This window comes from Allocatelliglobosispora scoriae (genome assembly GCF_014204945.1).
In the GTDB taxonomy this organism is placed as follows: domain Bacteria; phylum Actinomycetota; class Actinomycetes; order Mycobacteriales; family Micromonosporaceae; genus Allocatelliglobosispora; species Allocatelliglobosispora scoriae.
In genome coordinates, this window is sequence record NZ_JACHMN010000002.1 from 2981493 (window position 1) to 3005453 (window position 23961).

Annotated in this window: 27 protein-coding genes and 1 tRNA gene; 9 read left to right on the forward strand and 19 right to left on the reverse strand. The window is 70.1% G+C overall.

The features are described from left to right. Positions 1-3 precede the first annotated feature (3 nt). Complete coding sequence (locus tag F4553_RS18970; RefSeq protein ID WP_184840895.1) at positions 4-852, reverse strand: TatD family hydrolase; 849 nt, start codon at positions 850-852, stop codon at positions 4-6. 80 nt (positions 853-932) lie between these two features. Here F4553_RS18970 and F4553_RS18975 point away from each other — a divergent pair, with 80 nt between their 5' ends. Next, a complete protein-coding gene (locus F4553_RS18975; protein WP_312875258.1) occupies positions 933-2090 on the forward strand; it encodes a hypothetical protein in 1158 nt (385 codons plus the stop codon). 32 nt (positions 2091-2122) lie between these two features. Here F4553_RS18975 and metG read toward each other — a convergent pair whose 3' ends face one another. Further along, positions 2123-3910 carry a methionine--tRNA ligase gene (gene metG, locus F4553_RS18980; protein WP_184837865.1) on the reverse strand — a complete coding sequence of 596 codons (1788 nt, stop codon included), beginning with the start codon at positions 3908-3910 and terminating at the stop codon, positions 2123-2125. A 117-nt stretch (positions 3911-4027) separates the two neighbouring features. On the opposite strand from metG, the gene F4553_RS18985 reads away from it, so the two are divergent. Further along, positions 4028-4783: a hypothetical protein gene (locus tag F4553_RS18985; RefSeq protein WP_184837867.1), complete on the forward strand. Its 756-nt coding sequence runs from the start codon at positions 4028-4030 to the stop codon at positions 4781-4783. A gap of 85 nt (positions 4784-4868) precedes the next feature. On the opposite strand, the gene rsmI is transcribed toward F4553_RS18985, so the two are convergent. Continuing rightward, the gene (gene rsmI / locus F4553_RS18990; protein WP_184837869.1) at positions 4869-5681 is read right to left on the reverse strand and encodes a 16S rRNA (cytidine(1402)-2'-O)-methyltransferase; all 813 of its coding nucleotides are present in this window, start codon (positions 5679-5681) and stop codon (positions 4869-4871) included. A gap of 84 nt (positions 5682-5765) precedes the next feature. On the opposite strand from rsmI, the gene F4553_RS18995 reads away from it, so the two are divergent. Next, on the forward strand, positions 5766-7331 hold the full coding sequence (locus tag F4553_RS18995) for a dolichyl-phosphate-mannose--protein mannosyltransferase (RefSeq protein WP_184837871.1): 1566 nt from the start codon (positions 5766-5768) through the stop codon (positions 7329-7331). A gap of 563 nt (positions 7332-7894) precedes the next feature. Here the strand turns inward: F4553_RS18995 and F4553_RS19000 are convergent. The 6 genes from F4553_RS19000 to F4553_RS19025 all read right to left on the reverse strand — a co-directional run bounded on the left by F4553_RS19000 (position 7895) and on the right by F4553_RS19025 (position 14123). After that, positions 7895-7968: transfer RNA gene (locus F4553_RS19000), tRNA-Ala, on the reverse strand. 76 nt (positions 7969-8044) lie between these two features. Further along, positions 8045-8791 carry a divisome protein SepX/GlpR gene (gene sepX / locus F4553_RS19005; protein WP_312875388.1) on the reverse strand — a complete coding sequence of 249 codons (747 nt, stop codon included), beginning with the start codon at positions 8789-8791 and terminating at the stop codon, positions 8045-8047. A gap of 177 nt (positions 8792-8968) precedes the next feature. Then, positions 8969-9601 carry a GNAT family N-acetyltransferase gene (locus F4553_RS19010; protein WP_184837875.1) on the reverse strand — a complete coding sequence of 211 codons (633 nt, stop codon included), beginning with the start codon at positions 9599-9601 and terminating at the stop codon, positions 8969-8971. After that, positions 9598-10875 carry a molybdopterin molybdotransferase MoeA gene (locus F4553_RS19015; RefSeq protein WP_184837876.1) on the reverse strand — a complete coding sequence of 426 codons (1278 nt, stop codon included), beginning with the start codon at positions 10873-10875 and terminating at the stop codon, positions 9598-9600. The genes F4553_RS19010 and F4553_RS19015 overlap by 4 nt, the downstream gene beginning before the upstream one ends. 26 nt (positions 10876-10901) lie before the next feature. Beyond that, positions 10902-11906, reverse strand: a complete 1005-nt coding sequence (locus F4553_RS19020) for a UTP--glucose-1-phosphate uridylyltransferase (protein WP_184837878.1) — start codon at positions 11904-11906, stop codon at positions 10902-10904. Between the two features lie 9 nt (positions 11907-11915). Further along, entirely contained in the window at positions 11916-14123 is a 2208-nt protein-coding gene (locus F4553_RS19025; RefSeq protein ID WP_312875259.1) for a diguanylate cyclase, read from the reverse strand. Positions 14124-14183: 60 nt separating this feature from the next. On the opposite strand from F4553_RS19025, the gene F4553_RS19030 reads away from it, so the two are divergent. The 3 genes from F4553_RS19030 to mscL all read left to right on the forward strand — a co-directional run bounded on the left by F4553_RS19030 (position 14184) and on the right by mscL (position 15604). Continuing rightward, a complete protein-coding gene (locus F4553_RS19030) occupies positions 14184-14747 on the forward strand; it encodes a 5-formyltetrahydrofolate cyclo-ligase (RefSeq protein ID WP_312875260.1) in 564 nt (187 codons plus the stop codon). A gap of 68 nt (positions 14748-14815) precedes the next feature. Further along, complete coding sequence (locus tag F4553_RS19035) at positions 14816-15109, forward strand: FmdB family zinc ribbon protein (RefSeq protein WP_184837880.1); 294 nt, start codon at positions 14816-14818, stop codon at positions 15107-15109. A 117-nt stretch (positions 15110-15226) separates the two neighbouring features. After that, positions 15227-15604 (forward strand): large conductance mechanosensitive channel protein MscL, encoded by a 378-nt coding sequence (gene mscL, locus F4553_RS19040; RefSeq protein WP_184837882.1) that lies wholly within the window; start codon positions 15227-15229, stop codon positions 15602-15604. A gap of 5 nt (positions 15605-15609) precedes the next feature. Here the strand turns inward: mscL and F4553_RS19045 are convergent, their stop codons facing one another. Next, positions 15610-15789, reverse strand: coding sequence for a hypothetical protein (locus tag F4553_RS19045; protein ID WP_184841289.1), 180 nt, complete (start codon positions 15787-15789; stop codon positions 15610-15612). Between the two features lie 19 nt (positions 15790-15808). On the opposite strand from F4553_RS19045, the gene F4553_RS19050 reads away from it, so the two are divergent. Further along, positions 15809-16027 carry a hypothetical protein gene (locus F4553_RS19050; RefSeq protein ID WP_184837884.1) on the forward strand — a complete coding sequence of 73 codons (219 nt, stop codon included), beginning with the start codon at positions 15809-15811 and terminating at the stop codon, positions 16025-16027. Positions 16028-16275: 248 nt separating this feature from the next. Here the strand turns inward: F4553_RS19050 and F4553_RS19055 are convergent, their stop codons facing one another. Then, the gene (locus tag F4553_RS19055) at positions 16276-16794 is read right to left on the reverse strand and encodes a DUF2231 domain-containing protein (protein ID WP_184837886.1); all 519 of its coding nucleotides are present in this window, start codon (positions 16792-16794) and stop codon (positions 16276-16278) included. 167 nt (positions 16795-16961) lie between these two features. Here F4553_RS19055 and F4553_RS19060 point away from each other — a divergent pair, with 167 nt between their 5' ends. Then, on the forward strand, positions 16962-17378 hold the full coding sequence (locus tag F4553_RS19060) for a Fur family transcriptional regulator (protein WP_184837888.1): 417 nt from the start codon (positions 16962-16964) through the stop codon (positions 17376-17378). A gap of 157 nt (positions 17379-17535) precedes the next feature. Here F4553_RS19060 and F4553_RS19065 read toward each other — a convergent pair whose 3' ends face one another. Then, the gene (locus F4553_RS19065) at positions 17536-18372 is read right to left on the reverse strand and encodes a RecB family exonuclease (RefSeq protein ID WP_184840903.1); all 837 of its coding nucleotides are present in this window, start codon (positions 18370-18372) and stop codon (positions 17536-17538) included. Positions 18373-18499: 127 nt separating this feature from the next. Between F4553_RS19065 and F4553_RS19070 the strand changes: the two genes are divergently transcribed. Beyond that, positions 18500-18739, forward strand: a complete 240-nt coding sequence (locus tag F4553_RS19070) for a hypothetical protein (protein ID WP_184837890.1) — start codon at positions 18500-18502, stop codon at positions 18737-18739. A 7-nt stretch (positions 18740-18746) separates the two neighbouring features. On the opposite strand, the gene F4553_RS19075 is transcribed toward F4553_RS19070, so the two are convergent. The 7 genes from F4553_RS19075 to F4553_RS19105 all read right to left on the reverse strand — a co-directional run bounded on the left by F4553_RS19075 (position 18747) and on the right by F4553_RS19105 (position 23956). Continuing rightward, entirely contained in the window at positions 18747-19364 is a 618-nt protein-coding gene (locus F4553_RS19075; protein WP_184837892.1) for a MarC family protein, read from the reverse strand. 52 nt (positions 19365-19416) lie between these two features. After that, positions 19417-20592, reverse strand: coding sequence for a hypothetical protein (locus tag F4553_RS19080; protein ID WP_184837893.1), 1176 nt, complete (start codon positions 20590-20592; stop codon positions 19417-19419). Between the two features lie 2 nt (positions 20593-20594). Further along, positions 20595-21353, reverse strand: coding sequence for a SigE family RNA polymerase sigma factor (locus tag F4553_RS41060; RefSeq protein WP_246466411.1), 759 nt, complete (start codon positions 21351-21353; stop codon positions 20595-20597). Positions 21354-21483: 130 nt separating this feature from the next. Continuing rightward, positions 21484-22311, reverse strand: a complete 828-nt coding sequence (locus F4553_RS19090; protein WP_184837895.1) for a PH domain-containing protein — start codon at positions 22309-22311, stop codon at positions 21484-21486. 5 nt (positions 22312-22316) lie between these two features. Continuing rightward, entirely contained in the window at positions 22317-22475 is a 159-nt protein-coding gene (locus F4553_RS19095; protein ID WP_184837897.1) for a hypothetical protein, read from the reverse strand. A gap of 145 nt (positions 22476-22620) precedes the next feature. Continuing rightward, complete coding sequence (locus F4553_RS19100) at positions 22621-23271, reverse strand: DUF6758 family protein (RefSeq protein ID WP_312875261.1); 651 nt, start codon at positions 23269-23271, stop codon at positions 22621-22623. Positions 23272-23326: 55 nt separating this feature from the next. Then, positions 23327-23956, reverse strand: a complete 630-nt coding sequence (locus F4553_RS19105) for a TrmH family RNA methyltransferase (protein ID WP_184840908.1) — start codon at positions 23954-23956, stop codon at positions 23327-23329. Positions 23957-23961: the final 5 nt, after the last annotated feature.

The following is a 23961-nucleotide window of genomic DNA, read 5'->3' on the forward strand; positions in this document are numbered from 1 at the left end:
AGGCTACGGCCAGGGACCGAAGACGCGGTCGCCGGTGGCGGAGATGGCGTCGCAGAGGTCCGCCAGGGGGACCTCCTTGACCTCCGCCAGGGCGCGCATCGTCAGCGGGATCAGGTAGCTGGCGTTGGGCGCGCCCCGGTGTGGTGTCGGGGTCAGGAAGGGGGCGTCGGTCTCGACCAGGAGTTGAGTCAGCGGCGTCAGCCTCGCCGCTTCGCGCAGGCCGACGGCGTTCTTGAAGGTGACCGTGCCGGCGAAGGACAGGACATAGCCCCGGCGCACGCACTCGGCGGCGAAATCGGCGTCGCCGGAGAAGCAGTGGAGCACGACGGTCTCCGGGGCGCCCTCGTCGTCGAGGACCCGCAGGACATCCGCGTGGGCGTCGCGGTCGTGGATCACCAACGGCTTACCGACACGCTTCGCGATCGCGATGTGGGCGCGGAAGCTGCGCTCCTGGGCGGCGAGCTCCGCCGGGCCGGTGGTACGGAAGAAGTCGAGGCCGGTCTCGCCGATGCCCCGGCACCGCTCGTGCTCCGCCATCGCCGAGATCTCGGCGAGCGCGGCGTCGAGGTCGGCGAGCCGGGGTCCGTCGTTGGGGTGCAGCGCGACGGTCGCCACCACGGCCGGGTTCTTCTCGGCGACGGTGATGCCCCACCGGGACGACTCGACGTCGATGCCGACCTGGACGAGACGGTCGACGCCAACGGCACGGGCCGCCTCGACCTGAGCCTCGGGGCTGGCCCCGGCCCCGTCGGAGCCGACGATGTCGAGGTGGACGTGGCTGTCGAGGACTGGCCGCGGCAGCGGCTCCGGTGCGGGCGGCGCCGGCCGCTCCATCCGGTCCGTGTCCCGCATCGCTCGGTCGGTGGTCACATGAGCATGATTTCACGCACGGTTCACCGGTGATGCACGTGTGGCGGTTATCGTCATAAGCTGTGACGATCATCGATTACCGGGGAGCCACCGAGATGGTCACCTTCGGCGGCAAGACCTATCCGGCGGAGTCGATCGCGGGCGGCGCGGCCTTTGAGATCGTCACCGACGACGGTGTCCGGCACTTCGTGCACCGCAGCGACCTGGGCGACGTGCCCCCGGCGCCCGACCTCGACACGCCGCTGCGCGTGCCGCTGTCCCGCGTGGTCACCTGGGACTCCGTGCACCGGCTCAGCCAGGTGCCGCCGCGGGGCGGGCTGCCGGGGCTGATCGCCGAGGTCCGGGCGAGCGCCACCATCCGGCGCGGCACCCGGATGGTGAAGCCCCTCAACGCCCGAGCCGTCGCCGAAGTGCTCAAGGGATCACCGCCGCACGGCTTCTGCTACCGCGAATACGACGTGGCACATCTGCGTACCCCCCAGGATTGGTCCGTGCTGACCGGGGAGGGTGACGCGCAGATCGTGTTCGCGCTGCGCTGGCGCGCGGTGGACCCGCTGGACTACGTCGTGCCGGGACCGGACAGCGGCCTGACGCGGTTGGCGCCCCACGACCGGGTGGGCCCGCCGGTGCTCGGCACGGGGTTCGCGCCGAGCGGCAGCCAGCTCATCCCGGAGTTCCTCACCGCCGACACCGCCGACCTGCCGATGACGGCGAACGCGACGCTGCTCGCCTTCACCGCCGACGGCACCGAGGTGCCGCTCTACACCTACCAGGCCGAGCAGCGGGCCTGGCTCCGGCTGGCGGGACCGCAGTGGCGGCACATCCTGATCACGCTGCGCGACGTGCGCCCCGAGCAGGAGTACCTCGCGATGCCGCCGGACCGGCGCTCGTCGACGCGGCTGATGGGCTGGTTCCAGGGCGAGGAATATGAGGCGATCGCGGATCCGCCGGAGACGTTCCGGGTGCTGGCGATGACCCGGGCCGCGCGTTACGCCGTGGAGCGGCTGCGGCGGCGCACGTCCTACGGACGCTGGCGGGGCGAGGTGGTGACGGTGCTGCAGGCCGAGGCGGAGTGGTGCCGGTTGCGACTGGTCGACCCGACTCCGGAGGCGATCTCCGCGACCGGCGCGCAGTGCTACGAGCGCGGCGTCTACGAGATCTGGGCGTCCCGCCTGGAGCTGACCGAGATGCGCGACGTGGACGTGGAGTACAGGGTGTGACAGGGGCCGACCCGTGGGCCGGCCCCTGACGACTACTCTCCCGCGAGGCGGGCGAGCTCCTCCTCCACGATGGAGGGGTCGAGCTTCTTGAAGATCGGCGTCGGCGGCTGGAGCGGGTGCCCGATCGGCAGCGGCACGCTCTCCCACTTCGCACCACCGGTGTAGTCGCCGGTGATGATCGGATAGCCCGGACCCCCGTCGAGGTCGTCGACCTCGACGATCTGCGGCAGCGGCGTATGCGTGCCCGCACCGCCGAGCAGCTCGTAGACCTTCTGTGCCGAGTGCGGCAGGAAGGGGCTGAGCAGCGTGTTGCAGTCGCTGACGACCTGCAGCACCGTGGCGAGGATCGTGCCGAGGCGCTCGGGGTCGTCCTTGATCTTCCAGGGTGCCTGGTCGGAGAGGTACTTGTTGGCGTCGGAGACGACCTTCATCGCCTCGCCGATCGCTGCCTTCTGCTTGTGCCCCTCGATCAGATCGCCGACGGTCTTGAAGGCCGCCTGCGCCGTGGCGAGCAATGCGGCGTCTTCTGCGGTGACCTCGCCAAACGCCGGGATGGCGCCGAAGTTCTTCGCCGCCATCGCCACCGACCGGTTGACGAGGTTGCCCCAGCCCGCGACGAGCTCGTCGTTGTTGCGCCGGAGGAACTCCGACCAGGTGAAGTCGGTGTCCGTCGTCTCCGGCCCGGCGACGGCGATGAAGTAGCGCAGCGCGTCGGCGTCGTAGCGGGCGAGGAAGTCGCGGACGTAGATCACGACCCGGCGGGACGAGGAGAACTTGCGCCCCTCCATCGTCAGATACTCGCTGGAGACGACCTCGGTCGGCAGCGACAGCTTGCCGTAGGTGCCCGGCTCGCCGCCCTTGGTGCCCTCGCCGTTGTAGGCGAGCAGCTCGGCGGGCCAGATCTGCGAGTGGAAGGTGATGTTGTCCTTGCCCATGAAGTAGAACGAGGTCGGACTCTGCGCCACCGACCACCACCTCCGCCACGCGTCGGCGTCGTCACCGAAGCGGCGGGCCCACTCGACCGAGGCCGAGAAGTAGCCGATGACCGCGTCGAACCAGACGTAGAGGCGCTTGGCGTTGTTCTCCTCCCAGCCCGGCAGCGGGACCGGGATGCCCCAGTCGATGTCGCGCGTCATCGCCCGCGGACGCAGGTCGTCGAGGAGGTTGAGCGAGAACTTCAGCACGTTGGGACGCCAGCCCTCGCGACCGCGCAGCCACTCCCCGAGAGCGTCGGCGACGGCCGGCAGGTCGAGGAAGAAGTGCTCGGTCTCGATGAACTTCGGCGTCTCGCCGTTGATCCGCGACTTCGGGTTGATCAGGTCCTGCGGGTCGAGCTGGTTGCCGCAGTTGTCGCACTGGTCGCCGCGCGCGCCGGGAGCGCCACAGATCGGGCAGGTGCCCTCGATGTAGCGGTCGGGAAGCGTGCGCCCCGTCGACGGCGAGATCGCGCCGTGCGTCGTCTGCTCGATCATGTAGCCGTTGGCGTGAACCGTGCGGAACAGCTCCTGCGCCACCGCGTAGTGGTTGCGGGTGGTGGTCCGGGTGAAGAGGTCATAGCTCAGACCCAGCGCGGTGAGGTCCTCGACGATGACCCGGTTGTAACGGTCGGCGAGCTCGCGCGGGGTGACGCCCTCCTTCTCCGCCTCGACGAGGATCGGCGTGCCGTGCTCGTCGGTCCCGGAGACCATGAGCACGTCGTGGCCGGCCATCCGCATGTAGCGGCTGAAGACGTCGGAGGGCACCCCGAATCCGGAAACATGGCCGATGTGGCGCGGACCGTTGGCGTAAGGCCAGGCGACCGCGGCGAGAACGTGACTCATAGCAGTAAGCCTAATGAACCACCTGGTGGCCTAGCGAACTGGTTATCACCGATCCCAACTTTCGCGACACGCGCCGCTATTTGCCTGTTCACGCCCTTTTAGGCGGAAGATGGCTTAGTGACCGGTCAGCCCATGGACTCCACGACGCCCAACCCGTGGGCCTCCGACGCCTCCGACTTCATCCCCGTCGACCTGCCGCCCGAGACGACGGTCTCCTCCGGCGGCTCACCGGCGGCGGTGCCCTACTACGTCCCCGCTCCCGTTCCGGCTCCCGCGCTCGCCGCCGAGGAGTCCTGGCCCACCCGGGAGATGATGGCCGGGCATCGCGGCCGCTTCCGCCACGCCGCGACCACCTCGGAGCCGACGAAGGTCACCGCGCCGCTGTCGCGCCGCAGGCCGGGCCTCAGCCTCGCGGCCGTGGTCGTTCTCTCGCTGCTCGCGGCCTTCTTCGCGTGGGTCACCGCCGAGCCGCTGTGGCTCGCGCTCGGCCACGGCGATGTGGGTACGGCGACCGTCACCCAGTGCGTCGGGACCGGCGTGGGTCAGCGCTGCGTGGGCGATTTCACCGCCATCGACGGCACCCTGGTGGAGCGGGTGACGCTGCTCGGAGTCGGCACCTCCGGCGCGGGCAGCTCGATCAGCGCCCGGATGGTCGGGGTGACGAGTGACCAGGCCTACGTGGGTGCCGCGCTCCACGGGCTGCACCTGCGGTGGCTGGTCGGGTTCGCGCTGACGATGCTCTGCGGGCTGGGGATCGCGCTCGCGACGGGGTCGATCCGGATCCCGGACCGCCGGTCCCGCCGGTTCGCGGTCGGCATCAGCCTCGGCGCCCCGCTCCTGCTCATGGTCGGTTTCCTCGCCGCCACGTTCTGACCCGGCCGCGGGGGTCACGTTTTGCAGCAAAGCGTGGCCATATCGCGAAGCGATGCCACGCTTTGCTGCAAAACGTGACCGCTGGTCAGTGGATCAGGGAGTAGAGGTCCTTGCGGGGGATGTGGTGGATCGTCGCGACCGCGGTGATCGCGTCCCGGCGGGACTCCCCCGTCGCCACCCGATCGGCGACCTCCGACCTGAGCTGCTCATCCGTCGGGCGGGGCGCGTCGGCGGGGTTGGCACCCGCGACGACGATCGTGATCTCACCCTTCCAGCCGTCGAGGGCCGCGAGTTCGGCGAGGCCGGCTCGGCGTACCTCCTCGTAGGTCTTGGTCAATTCGCGGCAGAGCGCGGCGGCGCGGCCGGGGCCGAACGCCGCCGCGAGGTCCGCCAGGGTGGCCTGGGCGCGGTGCGGCGACTCGAAGAAGACGAGCGTGCGCTGCTCGGCGGCGAGCTCGGCGAGGCGGGTGCGGCGCGCGCCGCCGGTGCGCGGCAGGAACCCCTCGAAGCAGAACCGGTCGCACGGCAGCCCGCTCAGCGCGAGGGCGGTGGTCACGGCGCTCGGCCCGGGCACGCAGCTCACCGGCAGCCCGGCCGCGAGCGCGGCCGAGACCAGCCGATATCCAGGATCCGAGACGCTGGGCATGCCGCCGTCGGTGATCAGCGCGACGCGCGCGCCGCCTTCCATGGCCGCCACCAACTCGGGGGTACGCCGCTCCTCGTTGCCTTCGAAGTAGGAGACGATCCGCCCGTTCACCACGATCGAAAGGTCCTTGGCCAGCCGGTGTAGGCGTCGGGTGTCCTCGGCGGCCACGATGTCCGCGGCGGCGAGAGACTCTCGAAGCCGGGTCGAGGCGTCACCGACATTGCCCAGCGGCGCCCCGCAGAGGATCAGCATCCCCACATTGTGTGGCACGCCTGGCGCGAATATCTCGTGGGCGCGGGGAGGTATTCCGGAGCTTCACGCCCTACGATTTGGCGCATGACCATGGCGCCCGAGGCCCCCGAGACGGCATCCGCTCCCCCAGCGGAGCCAAGCCCGTCGATCCCGGCGGTTATCCGTCGTCGACTGCTGCCCTTCGACGACCGGCTCGATCCGTGGTCGTGGTTCGCGACCGGCCTGATCGCGGCGATCGCGGCGATCCTGCGGTTCGTCAATATCGGGACCCCCAAGGGCAAGATCTTCGACGAGACCTACTACGCCACCGACGGCCACTGGCTGTGGGAAAAAGGCTTCGAGTGGGACGAGAACAACAACACCGCCGGCTATGTCGTGCACCCGCCCCTGGGCAAGTGGCTGATCGGCCTCGGTGAGCAGGACTGGGCGTTCGGTTACAACGAGACCGGCTGGCGGGTCATGGCCGCGGTCTTCGGCGTCGCCTCGATCGTCATGGCGATCCGGATCACCCGGCGGCTGTTCGGCTCGACGATCCTCGGCTGCATCGCCGGCCTGCTGATGACCTTCGACGGCATGCACTTCGTGCTCTCCCGGTCGGCGCTGCTCGACATGTTCCTGATGACCTTCGTGCTCGCCGCCTTCGGCTGCCTGGTCCTCGACCGCGACCAGCGGCGCAAGCGCTGGATGCGCTTCCTGGAGGCCGGTGGCGACCCCAAGCTGAAGGGCCGGGGCAGCCGCCCGTCGTTCGCCGTGCCGTGGTGGCGCCTCGCCGCCGCCGTCATGATCGGCTGCGCGATCGGCGTGAAGTGGAGCGCACTCGCCTTCCTGCTCATCATGGTGGTGCTCGTCTACTGGTGGGAGTGGGGCGCCCGCCGCTCGGCCGGCGTACGCCGCCCGGTGCTCGACACCTTCCTCGACGAGACCGGCTGGCTGATCGCCTGCCTCGTGCTGCTGCTCGGCGTCTACCTCCTGACCTGGTCGGGCTGGTTCCTCACCGACGGCGGATACAACCGGCACTGGCTGCTCGACACGACCGGCAACGAGCCCGCGTTCTGGGGCGCCCTGGCCAACCTGTGGCACTACCACGCCATGGCGTACGACTTCCACTCGACGCTGACCAGCACGCACACCTACCAGTCGTGGCCGTGGCAGTGGCCGATCCTGGGGCGGCCGGTGGCGTTCTACTACAACGGCGACGGCCCCTGCGGCTCGGCACAGTGCGCCAGCGAGGTCATCCTGCTCGGCACGCCGCTGCTCTGGTGGTCGTTCCTCCCGGCGATGGCGGCGACCGCCTGGTTCGGCATCGCCCGTCGGGACTGGCGGGCGCTGACGATCCTGCTGATGATCGCGATCGCCTGGCTGCCGTGGTTCTGGTACATGGCCGACCAGCGGACGATGTTCTACTTCTACGCCCTGCCGATGGAACCTTTCATGATCATGGCTGTGGTGTATGTGCTCGGGTGCATCATGACGCCGCCGCCGGGGTCGCCGCCGGACGACAACCGGCGGATGGTCGGTGCGATCGTCGCGGGCACGTTCGTGCTGCTGGTGGCGCTGAACTTCGCGTACTTCCATCCGATCTACACGGGGCAGCCGATCCCGTACGCGGACTGGGCCCGACGGATGTGGCTCGGGTCCCGCTGGATCTAGGTGCTTTTCGGGAAGGGGCCATCGCTTCGTGCGGTGGCCCTTTTTCGTGGGCCGGCCTCGCTCCGTGGCGGGGGGCGAGAGCCGCTGTCCTGCCCACGGTATGAGGTGGGTAAAGAGCTCGACGACGAGGAGCCGGGGTGAGGTTGGGCTGGTCTGCGTGGTGCGGATTTGCGGGAGGCTTGCTCGCCCACGGCGAGGGCTTGTCCGCTGGCGGAGGGCTGGCGGCTGGCGGCTGGCGGAGATCACGTCTACTTCGGGGAAGTAGACGTGATCACGCTCCAAGATCACGTCTACTTCCGGGAAAGCGACGTAATCACCCCCGCGCGGGGCGCAGGGCGCAGGGCGCGCGGCGAGCCGCACCCACGCACCCACGCACCCACGCACCCACGCACCCACGCACCCACGCACCCACGCAAGATCACACCTTCTTTCGGGAAGAAGGTGTGATCAAGGTCCATGATCAGGCCTTCTTCAGGGAAAATGGGGTGATCATGGCGGCGCAAGATCGTGAGACGCATGCAGAAACGGCCACCTCCGACGGAGCGGAGATGGCCGTTGAGCTGTGGAGACGAGGGGATTCGAACCCCTGACCCCCTCGATGCGAACGAGGTGCGCTACCGGGCTGCGCCACGTCCCCCGGTGGTGATCCCTTGCGGGATCGGCGCCTAGATTAGCACGCACACCGGGGGGCTTCGCAAAGCGCCCCGGGCGTGTCAGCGCTTCGGCCGTGCGGAGTAGGAACGCCCACGGTAGGAGATAACGGGCCCCTCCCCGACCGCCTTCTGCATCGGGATCGACGCCTGCGCCTCGGCCTGCGCCTGCAGCTCCGCGACGAGGGCCCGCTGCCGGGCCAGCTCCTCCTGGAGCTGCCGAGCCGCCTCGCGCCGCGTCTCGGCCCGTCGGCGCTGCGCCTGGCGGACAAGCGCCTGCTGGTGCTCCAGCCAGCGAGCCTCCGAGGCCTCGTCGCGCCTGCGGCGGTGGAGCTGGATCGCCTGCGTACGCAGATGCCCCATATACGCCGCGAGCAGCACCGCCGTCACCGCGAGGCTGATCCAGAAGCCGGGCCCGACGAGCACGACCCCGATCAGCTCGACGACGTTGAGGGCGGCGAGAGCCGTCAGGACGCGCCTGCGGCGGTAGACGGCGGGTTTGTGCGGGCTGCGTCCGCCCGTGGCCGCACGCATCGTGTAGGGCACCCCGGACCGGGGCACCACGGTGAGTGTCGGCCGGCCGGTGGCGGGAGCGGCGGTGATGGTGGGGTAGGCCCTGGGCGGGTTGACGGGGAGGCGTCCGGGCACGGTGCGCTTGCGCCGGTGCCGGGACAGCACCCGCGCGGTGGACGTCGCCCGCTCCGCGACCAGCCGCTCGGTGGCGTCGTACCGGCGGACGAGGGCCGGAGCGAGGGCGAGCAGACCGGCAGCAGTAAGCACGGCGAGGAGCACCGACGTCGGCACCCTCACCCCTCCCGTCACTGCCATAGAGCGTCCCTGCGGCATGTGCGCAGGTATTCCCCATCTCCGTCGATCGGATAGATCGTTACCTGAGCGTAATGGGACATGCCGCCCGGGTTCGGACGCCGCGCCGTGCGCACAGCCAACCGCGACACGCCGCCCAGCGAGTGGCGCCACGCCGCGAGATCAAACGCCGCGCAATCGATGCCACCGTTTGAGCAGGCCGCCCTCGCCGATCACGTCCTCGATCGTCACGGCGTAACCGACATGATCCCGCCAGGCGCCGTCGATGAACATGTAATTGTGGTGGTAGCCCTCTTCGCGCAGGCCCAGCTTCTCCACCACGCGCCGGCTCGCCTTGTTCTCCGGACGGATGTTGATCTCGACGCGGTGCAGGCCGCCGGCACCGAAGGCGTGATCGACGAGGAGCGCGACGGCGGTCGGCATGATGCCCTGCCCGGCGGCCCGGGAGTCGATCCAGTAACCGCAGTAGGCGGACCCGAACGCCCGCCTCACGATGTTGCCGAGGTTGATGTGGCCGACGAGGCGCTCCGTGCCGTCGGGGAACTGCAGGCAGATCGCGAAGGGCATCGCCTCGCCCTCCTTCGCCGCGCGCCGCAGTCCACGCCGGACCAGGTGGAAGGAGGAGACCGAGTTGACCTGGTCCCAGAGTCCGTGCGGGGTCGCCTCCCAGGGCGCGAGCCACCGCTCGTTGAAGCGCCGCACCGCCGACCACTCGACCGCATCGCCGCGCCGATAGGGTCGCAGCAGGACCGGCCCGTCGGCCAGCACAATCGGGTAACCGATCGCCTTCGTCATCGTCGCCTATCCAGCAGCAGGACGTCCACGGTGGAGCCGGCGGCGGCGGTCGTCACCCGCTCGCCGAGCACCAGCAGACCGTTCGCCTCGGCCAGCCCGGCCAGAGTACGCGGACCCCCCGCCAGCGGTTGCACGGTATATCCACCCCCGCGGCGTTCGGCGACGAGGGCGGGCCGGAACTCGCGCAGTCCGCCCGGCGACATGACGGTCTCCAGCAGATGGCCCCGCACGGAGGGCCGGAAGACGGGCTCGGCACCGGCGAGAAGTTGGATGATCGGCCGGGCGAGCACCTCGAAGCCGATCAGCGCGGCACCCGGATCGCCGGGCAGGCAGACGATCGGCACCTCATCGGTGCTGCCGATCGTGCCGAAGCCGAGGATCGAGCTGGGGTAGAGCGCCACGTCGGTGAAGGTGACCGAGCCGACCCGGCTCCCGTCCCGGCGGGAGAGCACCCGGCGGACCATGTCACCGGGGCCGGTGCCGGAGCCGCCGGTGGTGATGATGAGGTCCGAGCGCGGCACCTGGTCGTCGAGGAGTGAGCGCAGCACCTCGGGGTCGTCATCGGCGATGCCGACCCGATAGGCGTGCGCGCCCGCCTCGGCGGCGGCGGCGGTGAGCGCGTGGGAGTTGACGTCGACGATCTGGCCCGGCTGGCTGACCCGGCCCGCCTCGACGAGCTCGTCACCGGTGGCGATGATGACGACGCGCGGAGTGGGGCGCACCACCACGTGTCCGATCCCGCTCGCGGCGAGCACCGCCACGACGGCGGGGGTCACGATTCCGCCACTGCGGGCGAGGACGGCGCCGACGGCCAGCTCCTCGCCGCAGTGGCGGATGCCGTACCCCCGTTTGGGGACCTGGTGGATCTCGACCGCGGCCATGCCCTGGTCGGTGCAGTCCACCGGGACGATCACGTCGGCGCCGACCGGCAGCGGAGCGCCGGCGGCGACGGAGAAGCAGGTGTTGGGCGTCAGGCGGGCCGGGCGCCAGCTCGACGCGGAGAGGTCGCCGACGACGTGCAGGCGCACGGGACGACCGTGCCCGGGCGAGACGAGGTCCTCGGCGCGTGCCGCGTATCCGTCGATCCCGGCCTGGTCGAAGGCCGGGTAGGGATGCGCGGCGAGGACGTTCTCGGCGAGCACGTTGCCGTGCGCCTGTGTGAGATCGAGATCGAGTGCCGGCAACGCGCGTAGCCTGCGCAGCACGCTGCCCAGGTAATCGGCGAGGGGCGTCAGCTCCCCTGCCGCCGCCTCGAACTCCGCCGTCGCCGTCATGTCTCGATCATCCCGTCGGCCCCCGGTTATCCGTCCACCGCCAGCGAGGACGCCCCGCTGGTCCGGGAGTCCCGCTGCGAGTCCACAAAGGCCTCCAGCCACTCCTGGAACGGCTTGCCCAGGTCGGGGCGCTCGCAGGCGAGCTGCACGACGGCCTGGAGATAGCCGAGCGGCATCCCGGTGTCGTAGCGGTGGCCCCGGTAGACGATGCCGTGCACGGGAGTGCCCTCCTCCAGCAGGATCGACATGGCGTCGGTGAGCTGGATCTCCCCGCCGCTGCCCGGCTTGGTACGCCGGATCGCGTCGAAGATCGTCGAGGGGAGGATGTATCGGCCGACGACTGCGTAGTTGCTGGGTGCCGTGCCGATCTCGGGCTTCTCGACCAGGCCGGTCACCTTGACGACGGGGCCGGCCGAGGAGACGCCCGTCAGCTCCAGCGCGGCGTCGGTGACCGACGCGATGCCGTACCGGTTGACCTCGTCGTCGGGGACCTCGATGAAGGCGAGCACGATGCCGCCGGTCCGCGCCTGCAGCTCCAGCATGGACGGCAGCAGCGGCCGGGTCTCCTCGCAGAACTCGTCACCGAGCAGCACCGCGAAGGCTTCGCCCCCGACGTGCGACTCGGCGTAGGAGACGGCGTGGCCGAGGCCGAGCGGCTCGCCCTGGCGGCAGGTGTAGATCTCGGCGAGTTCGGAGGTGTGCCGGATCGCCGCGAGCAGGTCCCAGGCTCCCTTCGCCTCGAGCCTGGACTCCAGATAGGGCATGCGGTCGAAGTGGTCGACCATGCTGGTCTTGCCGCGGCCGGTGACGAGCAGCACGTCGTTGATCCCGGCGGCGGCGGCTTCCTCCACGATGTACTGCAGGACCGGCCGGTCGACGACCGGGAGGAGTTCCTTGGGCACGGCTTTGGTGGCGGGGAGGAAGCGAGTGGCGAGGCCGGCGGCCGGGATCACGGCCTTGACGGCCCGCGATGAGGAGCCGGCCACGCCGCTGTCGGCGGAGGCGGATGGGGCTGGGGTGTGTCCGAGCATGTCGCGAGACTATCGGCCGGGACCCTGGCGAGGTGTGTGTGTCCCGCCCGCCACGCCGCTGGCTGCGGTGTCTGCGGTGAAATACGAGGTCGGGATCTCCTCTTCGGCATCCCTGGCGACCCGATGGGTGTTGCGTCCCGCCGCCTTCGCGGAGTAAAGGGCGTCGTCTGCGGCAGCGAGAACCGCCGATGAGGTGACCCCGTGATCCGGGTAGACGGCGACACCGATCGAGACGGTCACCTCGACGGTGATCGGCTCGCCCTCCGGGCCCCGGGCCGGTACGACGATCGGCGCGGCACGCAGCGCGGTGCAGAGGCGTTCGGCGACGGTGGAGCCGCCGACGGCGTCGGTCTCCGGGAGCAGCACGACGAACTCCTCCCCGCCGTGGCGGAAGGCGAGGTCGACCTCGCGGATCTCGTGCCGGATCCGGCGGGCGAACTCGGCGAGGACGACGTCGCCGGCTGCGTGCCCGTACGAATCGTTGATCTCCTTGAATTTGTCGAGGTCGAGTGCGAGGACGCTGAGCCGCCGCCCGAAGCGGTGGGCCCGCTCGACCTCGCGTCGGATGCAGTCGCGCAGCGAGCGGTAGTTGAACAGCCCGGTGAGCGGGTCGGTGACCGAGAGACGCTGTGCCTCCTCGTGCACCCGCACGTTGTCGACGGCGACGGCGGCCTGCCCGGCGAAGGTGCGCAGCGTGTCGAGGTCACCGGCGTCGAACTCGTCGCGGCCGATCCGGTCATAGAGCGCGAGCACCCCGGAGGCGGCGGGCAGCCCGGCCGGCCAGAGCGGCGAACCCCCGCGCAGCACGCCGTCCCCGCCGCTGAAGGCGGTGGCGACGGGCGGCGGTGACGGCACGGCGGCGAACGGCACCACCACATAGGTCCGGCACTCCGGCTCCCCCGCGCGCAGCATCGGCCCGTCGCGGTCGATCCGGCCGCGGACCGGCGAGCCGGTGGCGGCGACGGAGCCGAGCAGGCCCTCGCCGATCGGCACCCGCACCGGGTCGGCGTCGGGCAGGCCCTCGGTGCACTGGCCGAGCAGCGTGCCGGTGGCCGGGTCGGCGAGGAGCACGATCCCGGCGCGGGCACCGGTGGCGTGCCGAGCGGTCTGGAGGATGACCTGCAGGATCCGGTTGAGGTCGTGGGTGCTGGAGAGGGTGTCGCCGAGCACGCCGAGGTGGCCGCGGAGCTGGTCCCGGCTCGCGGTGAGCGCTTCGACATAGGACTGGAGCTCGCCGGTCATCCGGTTGAAGGCACCGGCGAGTCGGCCGACCTCGTCGTCGCCGACGACCGGGACCCGGGCGCCGAGGTCGCCGTCGGCGACCCTGTCGGCGGCGGCGGCTAGCGCGACGAGCGGTTCGGTGGTGGTCCGGGCCAGCCAGAGAGCGGCGAGCACCGCTATCGCCGCGGTCGCGAGCACGACGGCGGCGAGCATGGCGTAGCGGCCCGCGGCGCCGGGGTTGGGCACGGAGAGCACGAGCGGCAGCGGCGAGCCGTCGGCCGGACCGAGGTCGATCGTGACCATCCCGGCCTCGATCACCGCGGCTGCGTGGGCACCCGGGTCCTTCAGCATCGCCTCGGTGTCGCCGCCCGGCTCGGAGAGGTCGACGGTCTCCGCGGTCGGCGTCGGGTTGAGCGGTGCGCCCGGGTCGGCCGTGGGCCTGCCGACGCCCTGCTCGCTGCGGCCGGAGCCGGAGAGCAGGGTGATCTCGACGCCGGTGGCGTCGGCGAGCTGCTGAAGGAAGTCCTCGTCGACGGTCCGCGCCGCCCAGACCGTGCCGACGGCGGTGCCGTCCGCGCGGACCAGCTCGACCCGGGCCGCGATCGCCTCATAGGCGGCGGGCCCGGCCTCGACCGACGGACGACCGGAGCAGTCCGCCCACGGCGGCGGCGGCGACTCGGCGGTGGTGAGCCCTTCCGCCAGGCCGTCGACCGGCTCGACGTGCACGCCGCTGGCGATCCCCCGGAGCACGAAGCGGTCGGCGAGCGCCGGCCGATCCGCCTCGGGTGTCGCGGCGATCGCTTCGGCGACCGCGGTGAGCTGCCCGCAGAGCGCTCCGATCGAGTTGCGAACCGTCGCGGCCGCGAGATCGAGCCGCTCATCGGCGCGATCCCGGCTGATCGCCGTGGTGATCGTGCCCATGACGATGGCACCGATCAGCACCGGTCCGAGGACGACGACCAAAAACGCAGTCGTCAGCCGCGTGCGCAGCGTCACTGTTCCTCCCCGGTGAACGTGCCTTTTGTGGAACTAACCGATTTGTGGAAGAAATGTCGCGTGCACGATTTCTTGATTCTTCCGGGGGACAAGCCCGCTGCGAGGTCTGTGCTGCTCAAGGCACGTCGAGCCCGCACGCAATCGGAGCTGGAACTCGCCGCCGGGCGCGTCGAGGTCCATCTCTCCGCTCTGGTACGCCGAATCGGCCCCACCACGATCGCCGCTTACCAGCCGTTCGGCACGGAGCCCGGCGGGGACCTGGTGCAGGTGCTCCGCACCGCTGCCCCGGCAGCGCGGATCATCGTGCCGCTGACCCTGCCGGATCGGGATCTGGACTGGATGGTCCCGGACGACGCCGCTCCACTGGGCCTGTTCGCCGTGGCCTCCGCCCAGTTGATCATCGTGCCGGCACTCGCGGTCGACCGGACGGGCCTGCGGTTGGGGCGGGGCGGCGGCAGTTACGACCGGGCGTTGGCCCGGGCCGATCGGGGGGCGACGGTCGTCGCGCTGCTCCACGACGGGGAGCTGGCGGACGCCGTACCGGCGGAAACTCATGATCAACGAGTGACCGGAGCGATCACCCCGCTCGGCGGTGTGGTGTGGTTCGCCACAGGTGGGCTGTGAGACGCCGGGATGAGTCGGTACCATTGGCACTCGCCCATTCCGAGTGCCAAACCCCCGTGGAGGAGATCGTGCCGACGTACCAGTACGCCTGCACCGCCTGTGGTCACCAGCTCGAGGCGGTCCAGTCCTTCTCGGATGAGTCGCTGACGGTCTGCCCAGCCTGTGACGGCAAGCTTCGCAAGCTCTTCTCCGGTGTCGGAGTCGTCTTCAAGGGCTCCGGCTTCTACCGCACGGACTCGCGTAACGCGGCCTCCGCAGCGGCCCCCGCGTCTCCGTCCTCGACCCCGTCGTCGACCCCGGCTCCCGCCCAGTCGACCCCGGCCCCGTCGTCTTCGTCGTCGACTCCCGCCCCCGCCGCCTGACGCCTCCCAGCCGCCTGACGCCTCCCACAAGCCGCAACTCTTCAAGAGTTGGTCCTAAAACGGGCGGGCGGCGAGTCTTGCCGTCCCCCTGGCGAAGCGGACAAATAGCCTGAATCAATGCTCAAGGGGTTCAGGGATTTCATCACCAGAGGCAACGTCGTCGATCTGGCGGTCGGCATCGTCATCGGCGCCGCTTTCGGCGCGGTCATCAACCAGTTCACGCAGTCGTTCCTGGAACCATTGATCAAGGTGCTGACCGGCGGCAACGAGGTAGGCGGCATCTTCAAGATCAACGGCGTGCCGTTCGATTACGGCGCCTTCATCAACGCGGTCATCACCTTCCTGCTGACCGCGCTCGCGCTCTACTTCTTCGTCGTCGTGCCGGTCAACCGGATGAACGAGCGGCGCGCCCGCGCGGGCAAGCTCGCACCGGAGGAGATGAGCGACGAGGTCCGCCTGCTCACCGAGATCCGCGACGGGATCTCCCGCCGGTGATGCGATCAGTCCCAGTGCGGCGGGCGCTCCGCCAGCAGCCGGTCGTCGTTGGAGCTCGAGCTCTCGCCCCAGCCCGCGTCGGTGTCGTCGCGGGTCTGCGCCGGCAGCGCGGGCGCGTCGTCGTCGAACTCCACCACCCGGTCATCGGACGGGAAATCAGCGGCCGTCAGGTCGTCACCTACCACGCTGAACAGCGTACCCACCGTGGGTGACTACGCGGGCCCGCCCACGGGTGTTCCGGCGCCGAAGGGGTGGCAGCCGCCGCTCGCGGCACTGACGGAACCGCCCCGCATCCTGCCTGAGCAGGACCATGCCGCGATCGACGAGATCGAGCGGTCGGCACGCAACGTCACGCTCGCCGTCGCGGCGGGGGCGCTGCTCATCCTGATCGCGGTGCTCTGCTCGTTCGCACTCCGTAGCTGACGGCGCCGCCTGGTCGCATCGCTCCCACCTGCCGCCCGCATGATCACGCCGCTTCCGGGAAACAGGCCCTTCCGCGCCGCATGATCACGTTGTTTGTCGGAAACATTCCCCTGCCCGCGCCGGGTTGGGGCTTACTTCCGGGAACCAGCGCGATCATCCCGCCTCGGCCCGCATCCTCGCGTCCCGCTAAGCCCATGATCGGCGCAACTCTTGAAGAGTTGCGCCGATCATGGAGCGCGGCTGATCCGTCAGGACCAGACCAGCTTCGCGCCGCTGTCACCCGTCTTGTAGATGTAGTAGGCCGTGAACCCCGCCAGCACCACGACCACGATCGAGAGACCGACCGTGGCGATCAGCGCACCCGTGCTGCGCTTCGGCATCGGCTCGCCGTCGCCGCCCTCGGCCACCGTCGCCCGGCCTCGGGCCGTGGAGACGAGCACGAGCAGCAGCGTGGCGACGCCCAACCCCAGGCTGAAATACTCGGTGAGCTCACCGAATCGCTGGTGGTCGTCGAGCCCGGCGACGATGTTGGCGGGCAGGCCGGGCACCGCGAACCGGGCGGCGCGCAGCGACTCGCCGGCCTCCTTGGCGAACCAGGCGCAGACCGGCGCCACGATCGCGAGCGCGACCACCGCCCAGCCGATGCGCTTCCGCAGGAACGGGACCAGCGCATAGACCACCGATCCGACCACCAGGAGCAGAACGAAGACGACCGCGAAGTGCACCAGTAGCGGGTGGGCCGGAATCCCGTTGATCTCGTTGAACAACGACGCCTCCTCGTTGACGCGACAAACGCCGAAAACTCCTCGGCTTGGATCCCCGTAAGAGCAGCCTAAGGCCGCAGAGCATTATTCGTGTCCCAGCCGTTGAGTCACTGCTCACGATCTTGTTGCGTTTTCTTGAACGCGTCCAGGGCTCATGTTTCGATGGACGCATGTCCCCCGAGGAGTTGCTGCGCGCGCGTGGTCTGCGGATCACCAAGCCGCGCCTCGCCGTGTTGGAGATCCTCGACACGGGCGGCCACTTCGAGGTCGACGAGATCGCCCGCCGCTGCCGGGAGCGCCTCGACAGCGTCTCCACCCAGGCCGTCTATGACGTGCTCGGTGCCCTTTCCCGAGCGGGGCTGGCGCGCCGGATCGAGCCGGCCGGTTCGCCCGCGCTCTACGAGGCCCGGATCGGCGACAACCACCACCACATCGTCTGTCGGGGCTGCGGCAAGATCGCCGACGTCGACTGCGCGGTCGGCGCGGCACCCTGCCTCGACCCGAGCTCGACGGCGGGCTTCACCGTCGACGAGGCGGAAGTGACCTACTGGGGGCTGTGCCCCGCCTGCCAGAGCTCGCCCGACTAGCCGAGAAATCACGCGCGCCCTGCGGGGCTCACGCGCCACGCTCCCTCATTCCTCGGGCCGGCACAGCACCACCCCGGCGCGCCCTGCGGGGCTCACTCGCTCCGCTCCCCCACTCCTCGGGCCAGCACAGCACCACCCCGGCGCGCCCTGCGGGGCCTCACGCGCCACGCTCCCCCACTCCTCGGGCCAGCGCGTTATCCACCGCCTCCCATTGCTGCTTCACCGGCGCATCTGCGCCGCCGGGGCAGACCTTGCGGAAGTCGCACCAGGAGCACAGCGAGCTCGGCTGCATCGGGAAGGCGGCGTCCGGCGGTGTGCCGTCGGCGAGCGCCCGCTCGGCGGCCATGATGTCGCGGGCCGTGCCCTCGGCCCGCGCGACCTGCCGGGCCAGTGACTCCTCGGTGTGCTCGTGCGCCGCCACCGTGCCGGTCGGCAGGTGGTGCAGCTCGACCCGCACGCATCGTCGCCGGAAGACCCGGGCCGCCGCGTAGGCGTAGAGCGCCAGCGCCTGCGATCCACGCGCGTCGTCCTGGTCGAGGCCCGTCCGCCCGGTCTTGTAGTCGACGATCACCGCCTCACCGTCACGGGAGTCGATGCGGTCGGCCCGGCCGCTGAGCGCGAGGACCGACGTCTTCGCCGCGACGGTGCGCTCCACCCCCAGCGGTTCGTCGACGGGGTCGAGCGTCTCGACATACGCCTCCAGCCAGCCCAGGGCCCGGTCGAAGACCTCCCGCTCCTGCGCGTCGTCGCGGTACCCCTCGCGGACCCAGGTGCCGCGCAGCAGCGTCAGCATGATCTCCGGGCGGCGCCGGTCGGGTGCCGTCGCATACCAGTTCTTCAGCGAGGTGTGCACGCTGGCACCGAGGGAGTTGTGCGCCCACGGCGGGCCCTTGGGCGGGGTCGGCCGATCGATGTACGTGTGCCGGTATCGGCGGGGGCAGTCGTCGAAGGAGGCGAGCTTGCTGGGCGTGCAGACGAAGAGCCGCTCCGGCATCCCGTCGAAGCCGAGTTGCTGCGGGACTGCTCGATCTCTGGTCACCTGGTCGATCCTGCCATCGGAGTGCGACACTGGCACGACCGGCTCGCACCCCTCATGCGGCCAGAATCGACGGGAGCCCGCCGTGGGACTTTTGCGCTGGATGCGTGGCGGCGACGACAACACCGCCAGCACCGCCGTGGTCTCCGCGGGACTCGCCGAGATCGATGGACTCTTCCGACCGTCGAAGCACAGGCAGACGGAGCACGTGGAGGAGATGAAGCAGCGCCGGCACGATGTCGCCAACGGCGCCGGCGTCGATCTCGCCGGGGGCAGGGTCACCGTCCGCGTCGTCAGGCGCGACGCCGCGACATCGGGCGCCTAGCCTCCCGTTACGGGTGGGCCTGCTGGTATTCGAAGACGAAGTCGCCGACCCCGGCAGCCATGAGCTGCACGGCGATCGCCGCCAGCAGCAGACCGGCGATCCGGGTCAGCACCTCGATGCCGCCGGGCCGGAGCACCTTGACGATGATGCCGGAGAAGCGCAGCACCAGCCAGACCGAGAGCATGACGGCGAAGATCCCGACCGCGATCGCGGCGTACTGAGGGAATCTCGTGGCGTCCTTGACGAAGAGCATCGTGGCGACGATCGCACCCGGGCCCGCGAGCAGCGGCGTTCCCAGCGGCACGAGCGCGATGTTGGACGTGGCCTGGTCCGACGGCGCGTCCGTCTTCCCGGTCAAGAGCTCCAACGCGACGAGTACGAGCAGCAGCCCGCCCGCCGCCTTCAGAGCGGGCAGGTCGATCTGCAGGTAGTCGAGGATCGTCTGACCGGCGACAGCGAAGATCACGATCACGACGAGCGCCAGGGCGACCGCCTGCCAGGCAGCACGGTTGCGCTCCTTCGCGGGGAGCGGGCCGGTGAGCGCCAGGAAGATGGGGACCATTCCGGGCGGATCGGTGATCACGAGCAGCGTGACGAAGACGGTGCCGAACAGAGCTATATCCACTCCGTGTAAATAGCACGGCCGGAGCCGGGCATGCGGCAGCGAGCGGGCAAAATCACGCGCGGATCGGAACCAGCTGCCATCCCGTCCCGGTGACACCCCGATGCAGCGTCACGCTACGCCGCGGGCCGTTGATGGAGCAGGCGATAAGCCCGCCCGCCGCAGTGCTGACCACGGTGTCCGTGGAGGACCACACCGGGACCGTTTCGAGATCGGCCTGGCAGGTCGTGAGGACGATGGGCTCGGCCGCCGACTGGAGCGACGCCGTCACCTTGGACCCGGCGAGCGCCACGATGTTGAGTCCCTTGACCGTCGGCACGGCGAGCAGCGAGCCGTCGGGAGAGACGACACCCCGCTCGGGCGCGAAGGCGAGGCTCGGTCCGCAGCCCAGCGCCGAGCCCGTGGGCAGGCCGCCGTTGGCGGTGTTGATCCGCACCAGGCACTGGTTGACACCGTCGAGCAGGGCGAAGGAGTTGTCGCCGAGACTGTCGAAGACCCTGCTGAACTGGAAGGTCCACGTGGGGCGGTAGGTCCCCTGCGGCTGCCAGTAGTCGAACTTGCCCTCGAGGTTGCGCAGCACCACGCGGTCGGCGACGAAGGCCATCGGAACCACGCCGGCCGGGACGGTCGCGGCGATCGGCTGGCTCAGGCCTTTCGCCGTGAGCTGCCAGATTTTCGCGGTGCGGCCGACGATCGAGACGAGCTGGTCGCCGTGCGGGCTGAGCAGCCACCGGGACGCCTCGTTGAGCAGGTCGACGATCGTCCCGTCGGTATGCATCAACCGGACCCGGTCGACACCGCCGTAGACCCAGCCATCGGGGACCCGGACCACCTGGAGCACGTCGCCGACGCCCTCCAGCGTGAACCAGGCGCCGTCGCGGGTGGCGATCCGGCCGCCGCCGACATAGATGTCGAGCCCCAGCTCCAGCGGCGTGGCGGCGAGCTCCGCGTCGCTGACCACGGGGCCGAACTGGGGAAGGTCCCCGCCGCCGCTGAGGGCGTTGGCCTGCGATGCCGGCAGACCGGCCTGCATCGGCAGCCACCAGCTGCGCATGCCGAAGGTGCCACCGACGACCACGACGAGCACGATGGCGACGGCGAAACCGCCGATCATCCGGCGGCGGCGGTCACGCTCGCGGGCGAAGGTGATCGCCACGCTCGCGGGGTCGTCGGCGACGGGGGCCCGCTCGGCGTGGACGGCGAACATGTCGCGCAGGGCGTCCTCAAGCATGATCATCGTCCCTCGGCCGTCGCCGGAACGGCGGCGATGTTCTCGGATGAGAGACGGGGCTTGGGCACGCTGCGGCGCGGCTCGACCGGGCGCACCGATCGGGCGAGCGCACGCTCGGGCTGCTCCGCGACGGGCGCGGGCTGCTCGGCGGCGGGCTCGCTCATGGCGGGCGCCGTGGTCGAGGACGCCTTGGCCGCAGGCGTCCTGGCCACGGGTGTCCTGGCTCCGGACGCCTTGGCCGGGGCCGCCGCAGCGGGCAGGCCGAGGAGGCCGGGGGCCTGGACGCCCTCAGCCGCGAGCCGTTGACGAAGGGTGCCGAGCGCGCGGGAGGTCTGGCTCTTGACCGTGCCGGGCGAGATGTTGAGCAGGGCGGCAGTCTGTGCTTCGGACATGTCTTCGTAGAAACGCAGAACTAGCACGGCTCGTTGTCGTGCCGGGAGTGCCTTCACATGTTTCCAGAGAAGATCTCGGTTGAGCTGCTCATCGAGGCGGTCCGGTGCCGCGCGCTCGGGCAGGAACTCCGTGGGGCGCTCACCGTGCCAGCGCCGCCGCCACCAGGAGGTCGCCGTGTTGACGAGCACTCGGCGGGCATAGGGCTCGACCGCCTCGATCTCGCCGAGACGCTTCCAGGCGAGGTAGGTCTTGGTGAGCGCGGTCTGCAGCAGGTCTTCCGCGGTGGCCCAGTCACCGGCGAGCAAGTAGGCCGTCCGCAACAGGGCCGATGAACGTGCCGCCACGAACTCGCGGAACTCATCCTCCATTGCAGCCCGTTCAGCCACCCTGCCCACCGCCCTCCCCGCAAACGCGATTCAGGAGACAGGCTGACACATCAACCCGGTATGGAACCAGTGGTGGAAAGGGTCGTATTTCTGCGGGCGAATGACCGGGTGCTCAGCCGTCGCCCTCGTCGTCCTTGCCGAGCCTTGCTTCGACCGCTGCCGGCTCATACATCTCTTCGACGACGCGCAGGTAGAGCTCGTTGGGGTTGGGCAGGTTCTTGACCTCGCGCAACGCCTGATCCTGACCCGCGGACTCAAGAACGAAGGTGCCGTAGTTGAGCATGCGGCCGAGCGGTGACTGCTGGTATTTCATGTCCGTCACCCGGAGCAGCGGCATCATGGCCACGTCGCGGGTGATGAGACCCTTGACGACCATGACTCGCTTGTTGGTCAGGATGAACCGGTCGAAATACCAGTCGGCGACGCTCCAGGCGACCCAACCCATGATCAATGCATAGACGACCACGGCGATGATGCTGAGGCCGGGAATCGTATTTTTCGCCAGGAAGCCGGTCAGGTAACCGAGCACCAGGGTGGCCACCGCACCGACCAGGATGTGGTTGGTGAGGTGGATCCAGTGCTTGCGCCACTCGCCCCGATAACGCTCGGTCGGGAAGAGGTAGCGCGCCACCAGCGAGCTCGGCTCATCAGCCAGCGGAAGCACACGCCGCGGACCGACCGAGATCGGACCGTCGGACCCGAGACCGGCGAGCTCCTCTGCCGAGATCTCCGGCAGATCGTCGTAATCGGGTGCGTCGTAGGAACCGCCGCCACCACCACCGCTGCCGCCACCGACGTTCGCGCCGACGTGCGCGCGACCGACGAAAGTGTCGTCATCGGACGATGAGTGTGCTTCGCTCCGCGTGCGGGGGATCGGCTCCGTATCCCGCTCGCGGCGTCCCGGCTCTTCGGGACCGTCTGGCTCGTAAAGCCCACCCATGCGGGTCAGGCGACGAGACTCGAGAAGAAGTCGCCGAACCCTTGCGCGACATCCATGACGGTGCTGCCCAGAGACTTCACGACGTTGGCCGCCGAATCGGGGCGGAACGCCACGAAGAAGATCAGAAAGGCGACCGAGCCCCAGACGAGGATCTTCTTGACCATGCGGGCCAACCCCCTCCGTGCGGCACCGTGTTGCGCCGCGAACCCACTCAGAGTATCAGCTCATGTGTCCTCAGTGAATCATTAGCGAACATCCCGACACCCATTCGATGCGGGCGTCCGAAGACGACAACCGCTGATGTCCCGGCTAACCCTGAAGGTAAGGCGAGCTGGCACCGAAGACGAGCTCCGTGGGCTGCCATTCGGCAAGATCCTGCAGCTCAACGGGCTCCGTGAGCAGGTAGCCCGCGGGCGCGGGGAAGGCCACCGCCCACAGCCACCGGCCCATCGCCTCGCCCACATAGACGCTGCGGTCATCCGGCGTGTCGAGTGCCCACAGTGGAGTCGGCCGGCCCCCCGTGCGGACCTTCGCGTGCGCCTCCGAAGACTGTGCCAACTCGCTGAGCTGCGGTCCCGGATCAGGACCGGGCAGCCCCGCCAGGCGGGCACCGAGTCCGACGCTCAGCTCCTCGGCGACGAAGACCAGATCGGCCGGACCGTCGGTGAGCGGGGAGGGACCGGTGCAGGCGAGCGCCGTGGCACTGATGCCGCTGCGCTCATCGCCGACCCAGGCGACACCCGTCACCGTCCAGCCCGTCGGCAGCGGCCACAGGCACCACACGGGGAAGCCGAGCTCGGCCGCGCGGTCGGTGGTCGCGGTGAGGATCTCCGAGCTGATCCGCTCGGTCCGGTGCAGCGGTGGTGTCGGCCCGCAGTGGTCGCAGCGCCAGGCCGAGGACATCAGATCGGGTGGCCGCACCGGGCCGCCACACCGCGGGCACGAGACCGTCACCGCCATAGCTTCAACCCTCCGCCTGCTGGACCGCCCCGTCAACTCGGAGCGACAAGAAAGATCAGGAGTTCAGACCCGCGAGGTCGCCGTAGGACCGGATCCACGCGTGCATGGCGATGCCGGAGGCGACTCCCGCGTTGATGGAGCGGGTGGAGCCGAACTGGGCGATGGAGAAGAGCTGGTCGCAGCCCGCCCGGGCGGCATCGGAGAGGCCGGGGCCCTCCTGGCCGAAGAGCAGGACGCAGTCACGCGGCAGGGTCACCGTCTCCAGCGGCCGGCTGCCGGGCAGGTTGTCGATCCCGATCACGGCGAGGCCGGTCCCGTGCGCCCAGGCCGCGAACTCCTCGATACCGGGGTGGTGCCGCACGTGCTGGTAGCGGTCGGTGACCATGGCGCCGCGGCGGTTCCACCGGCGGCGCCCGACGATGTGCACCTCCGCCGCGAGGAACGCGTTGGCGGTGCGTACCACCGTGCCGATGTTGAGGTCGTGCTGCCAGTTCTCGATCGCGACGTGGAATCCGTGACGGCGGGTGTCGAGGTCGGCGACGATCGCCTCGTGCCGCCAGTAGCGGTAGCGGTCGACGACGTTGCGCCGGTCGCCCTCGCGCAGCAGTTGCTCGTCGAGGCGCGCGTCGTCGGGCCAGGGCCCCTCCCAGGGGCCCACCCCGACCGCGAGTTGCTGCTCGTCCATCACTT

Bases quoted from the DNA above. Each gene is read 5' to 3' on its own strand.
- F4553_RS18970 (WP_184840895.1), bottom strand. From the start codon at position 852: ATGCGGGACACGGACCGGATGGAGCGGCCGGCGCCGCCCGCACCGGAG.
- metG (WP_184837865.1), bottom strand. From the start codon at position 3,910: ATGAGTCACGTTCTCGCCGCGGTCGCCTGGCCTTACGCCAACGGTCCG.
- rsmI (WP_184837869.1), bottom strand. From the start codon at position 5,681: ATGCTGATCCTCTGCGGGGCGCCGCTGGGCAATGTCGGTGACGCCTCG.
- F4553_RS18995 (WP_184837871.1), top strand. From the start codon at position 5,766: ATGACCATGGCGCCCGAGGCCCCCGAGACGGCATCCGCTCCCCCAGCG.
- F4553_RS19010 (WP_184837875.1), bottom strand. From the start codon at position 9,601: ATGACGAAGGCGATCGGTTACCCGATTGTGCTGGCCGACGGGCCGGTC.
- F4553_RS19015 (WP_184837876.1), bottom strand. From the start codon at position 10,875: ATGACGGCGACGGCGGAGTTCGAGGCGGCGGCAGGGGAGCTGACGCCC.
- F4553_RS19020 (WP_184837878.1), bottom strand. From the start codon at position 11,906: ATGCTCGGACACACCCCAGCCCCATCCGCCTCCGCCGACAGCGGCGTG.
- mscL (WP_184837882.1), top strand. From the start codon at position 15,227: ATGCTCAAGGGGTTCAGGGATTTCATCACCAGAGGCAACGTCGTCGAT.
- F4553_RS19060 (WP_184837888.1), top strand. From the start codon at position 16,962: ATGTCCCCCGAGGAGTTGCTGCGCGCGCGTGGTCTGCGGATCACCAAG.
- F4553_RS19065 (WP_184840903.1), bottom strand. From the start codon at position 18,372: ATGCCGGAGCGGCTCTTCGTCTGCACGCCCAGCAAGCTCGCCTCCTTC.
- F4553_RS19080 (WP_184837893.1), bottom strand. From the start codon at position 20,592: ATGCTTGAGGACGCCCTGCGCGACATGTTCGCCGTCCACGCCGAGCGG.
- F4553_RS41060 (WP_246466411.1), bottom strand. From the start codon at position 21,353: ATGGAGGATGAGTTCCGCGAGTTCGTGGCGGCACGTTCATCGGCCCTG.
- F4553_RS19090 (WP_184837895.1), bottom strand. From the start codon at position 22,311: ATGGGTGGGCTTTACGAGCCAGACGGTCCCGAAGAGCCGGGACGCCGC.
- F4553_RS19095 (WP_184837897.1), bottom strand. From the start codon at position 22,475: ATGGTCAAGAAGATCCTCGTCTGGGGCTCGGTCGCCTTTCTGATCTTC.
- F4553_RS19100 (WP_312875261.1), bottom strand. From the start codon at position 23,271: ATGGCGGTGACGGTCTCGTGCCCGCGGTGTGGCGGCCCGGTGCGGCCA.
- F4553_RS19105 (WP_184840908.1), bottom strand. From the start codon at position 23,956: ATGGACGAGCAGCAACTCGCGGTCGGGGTGGGCCCCTGGGAGGGGCCC.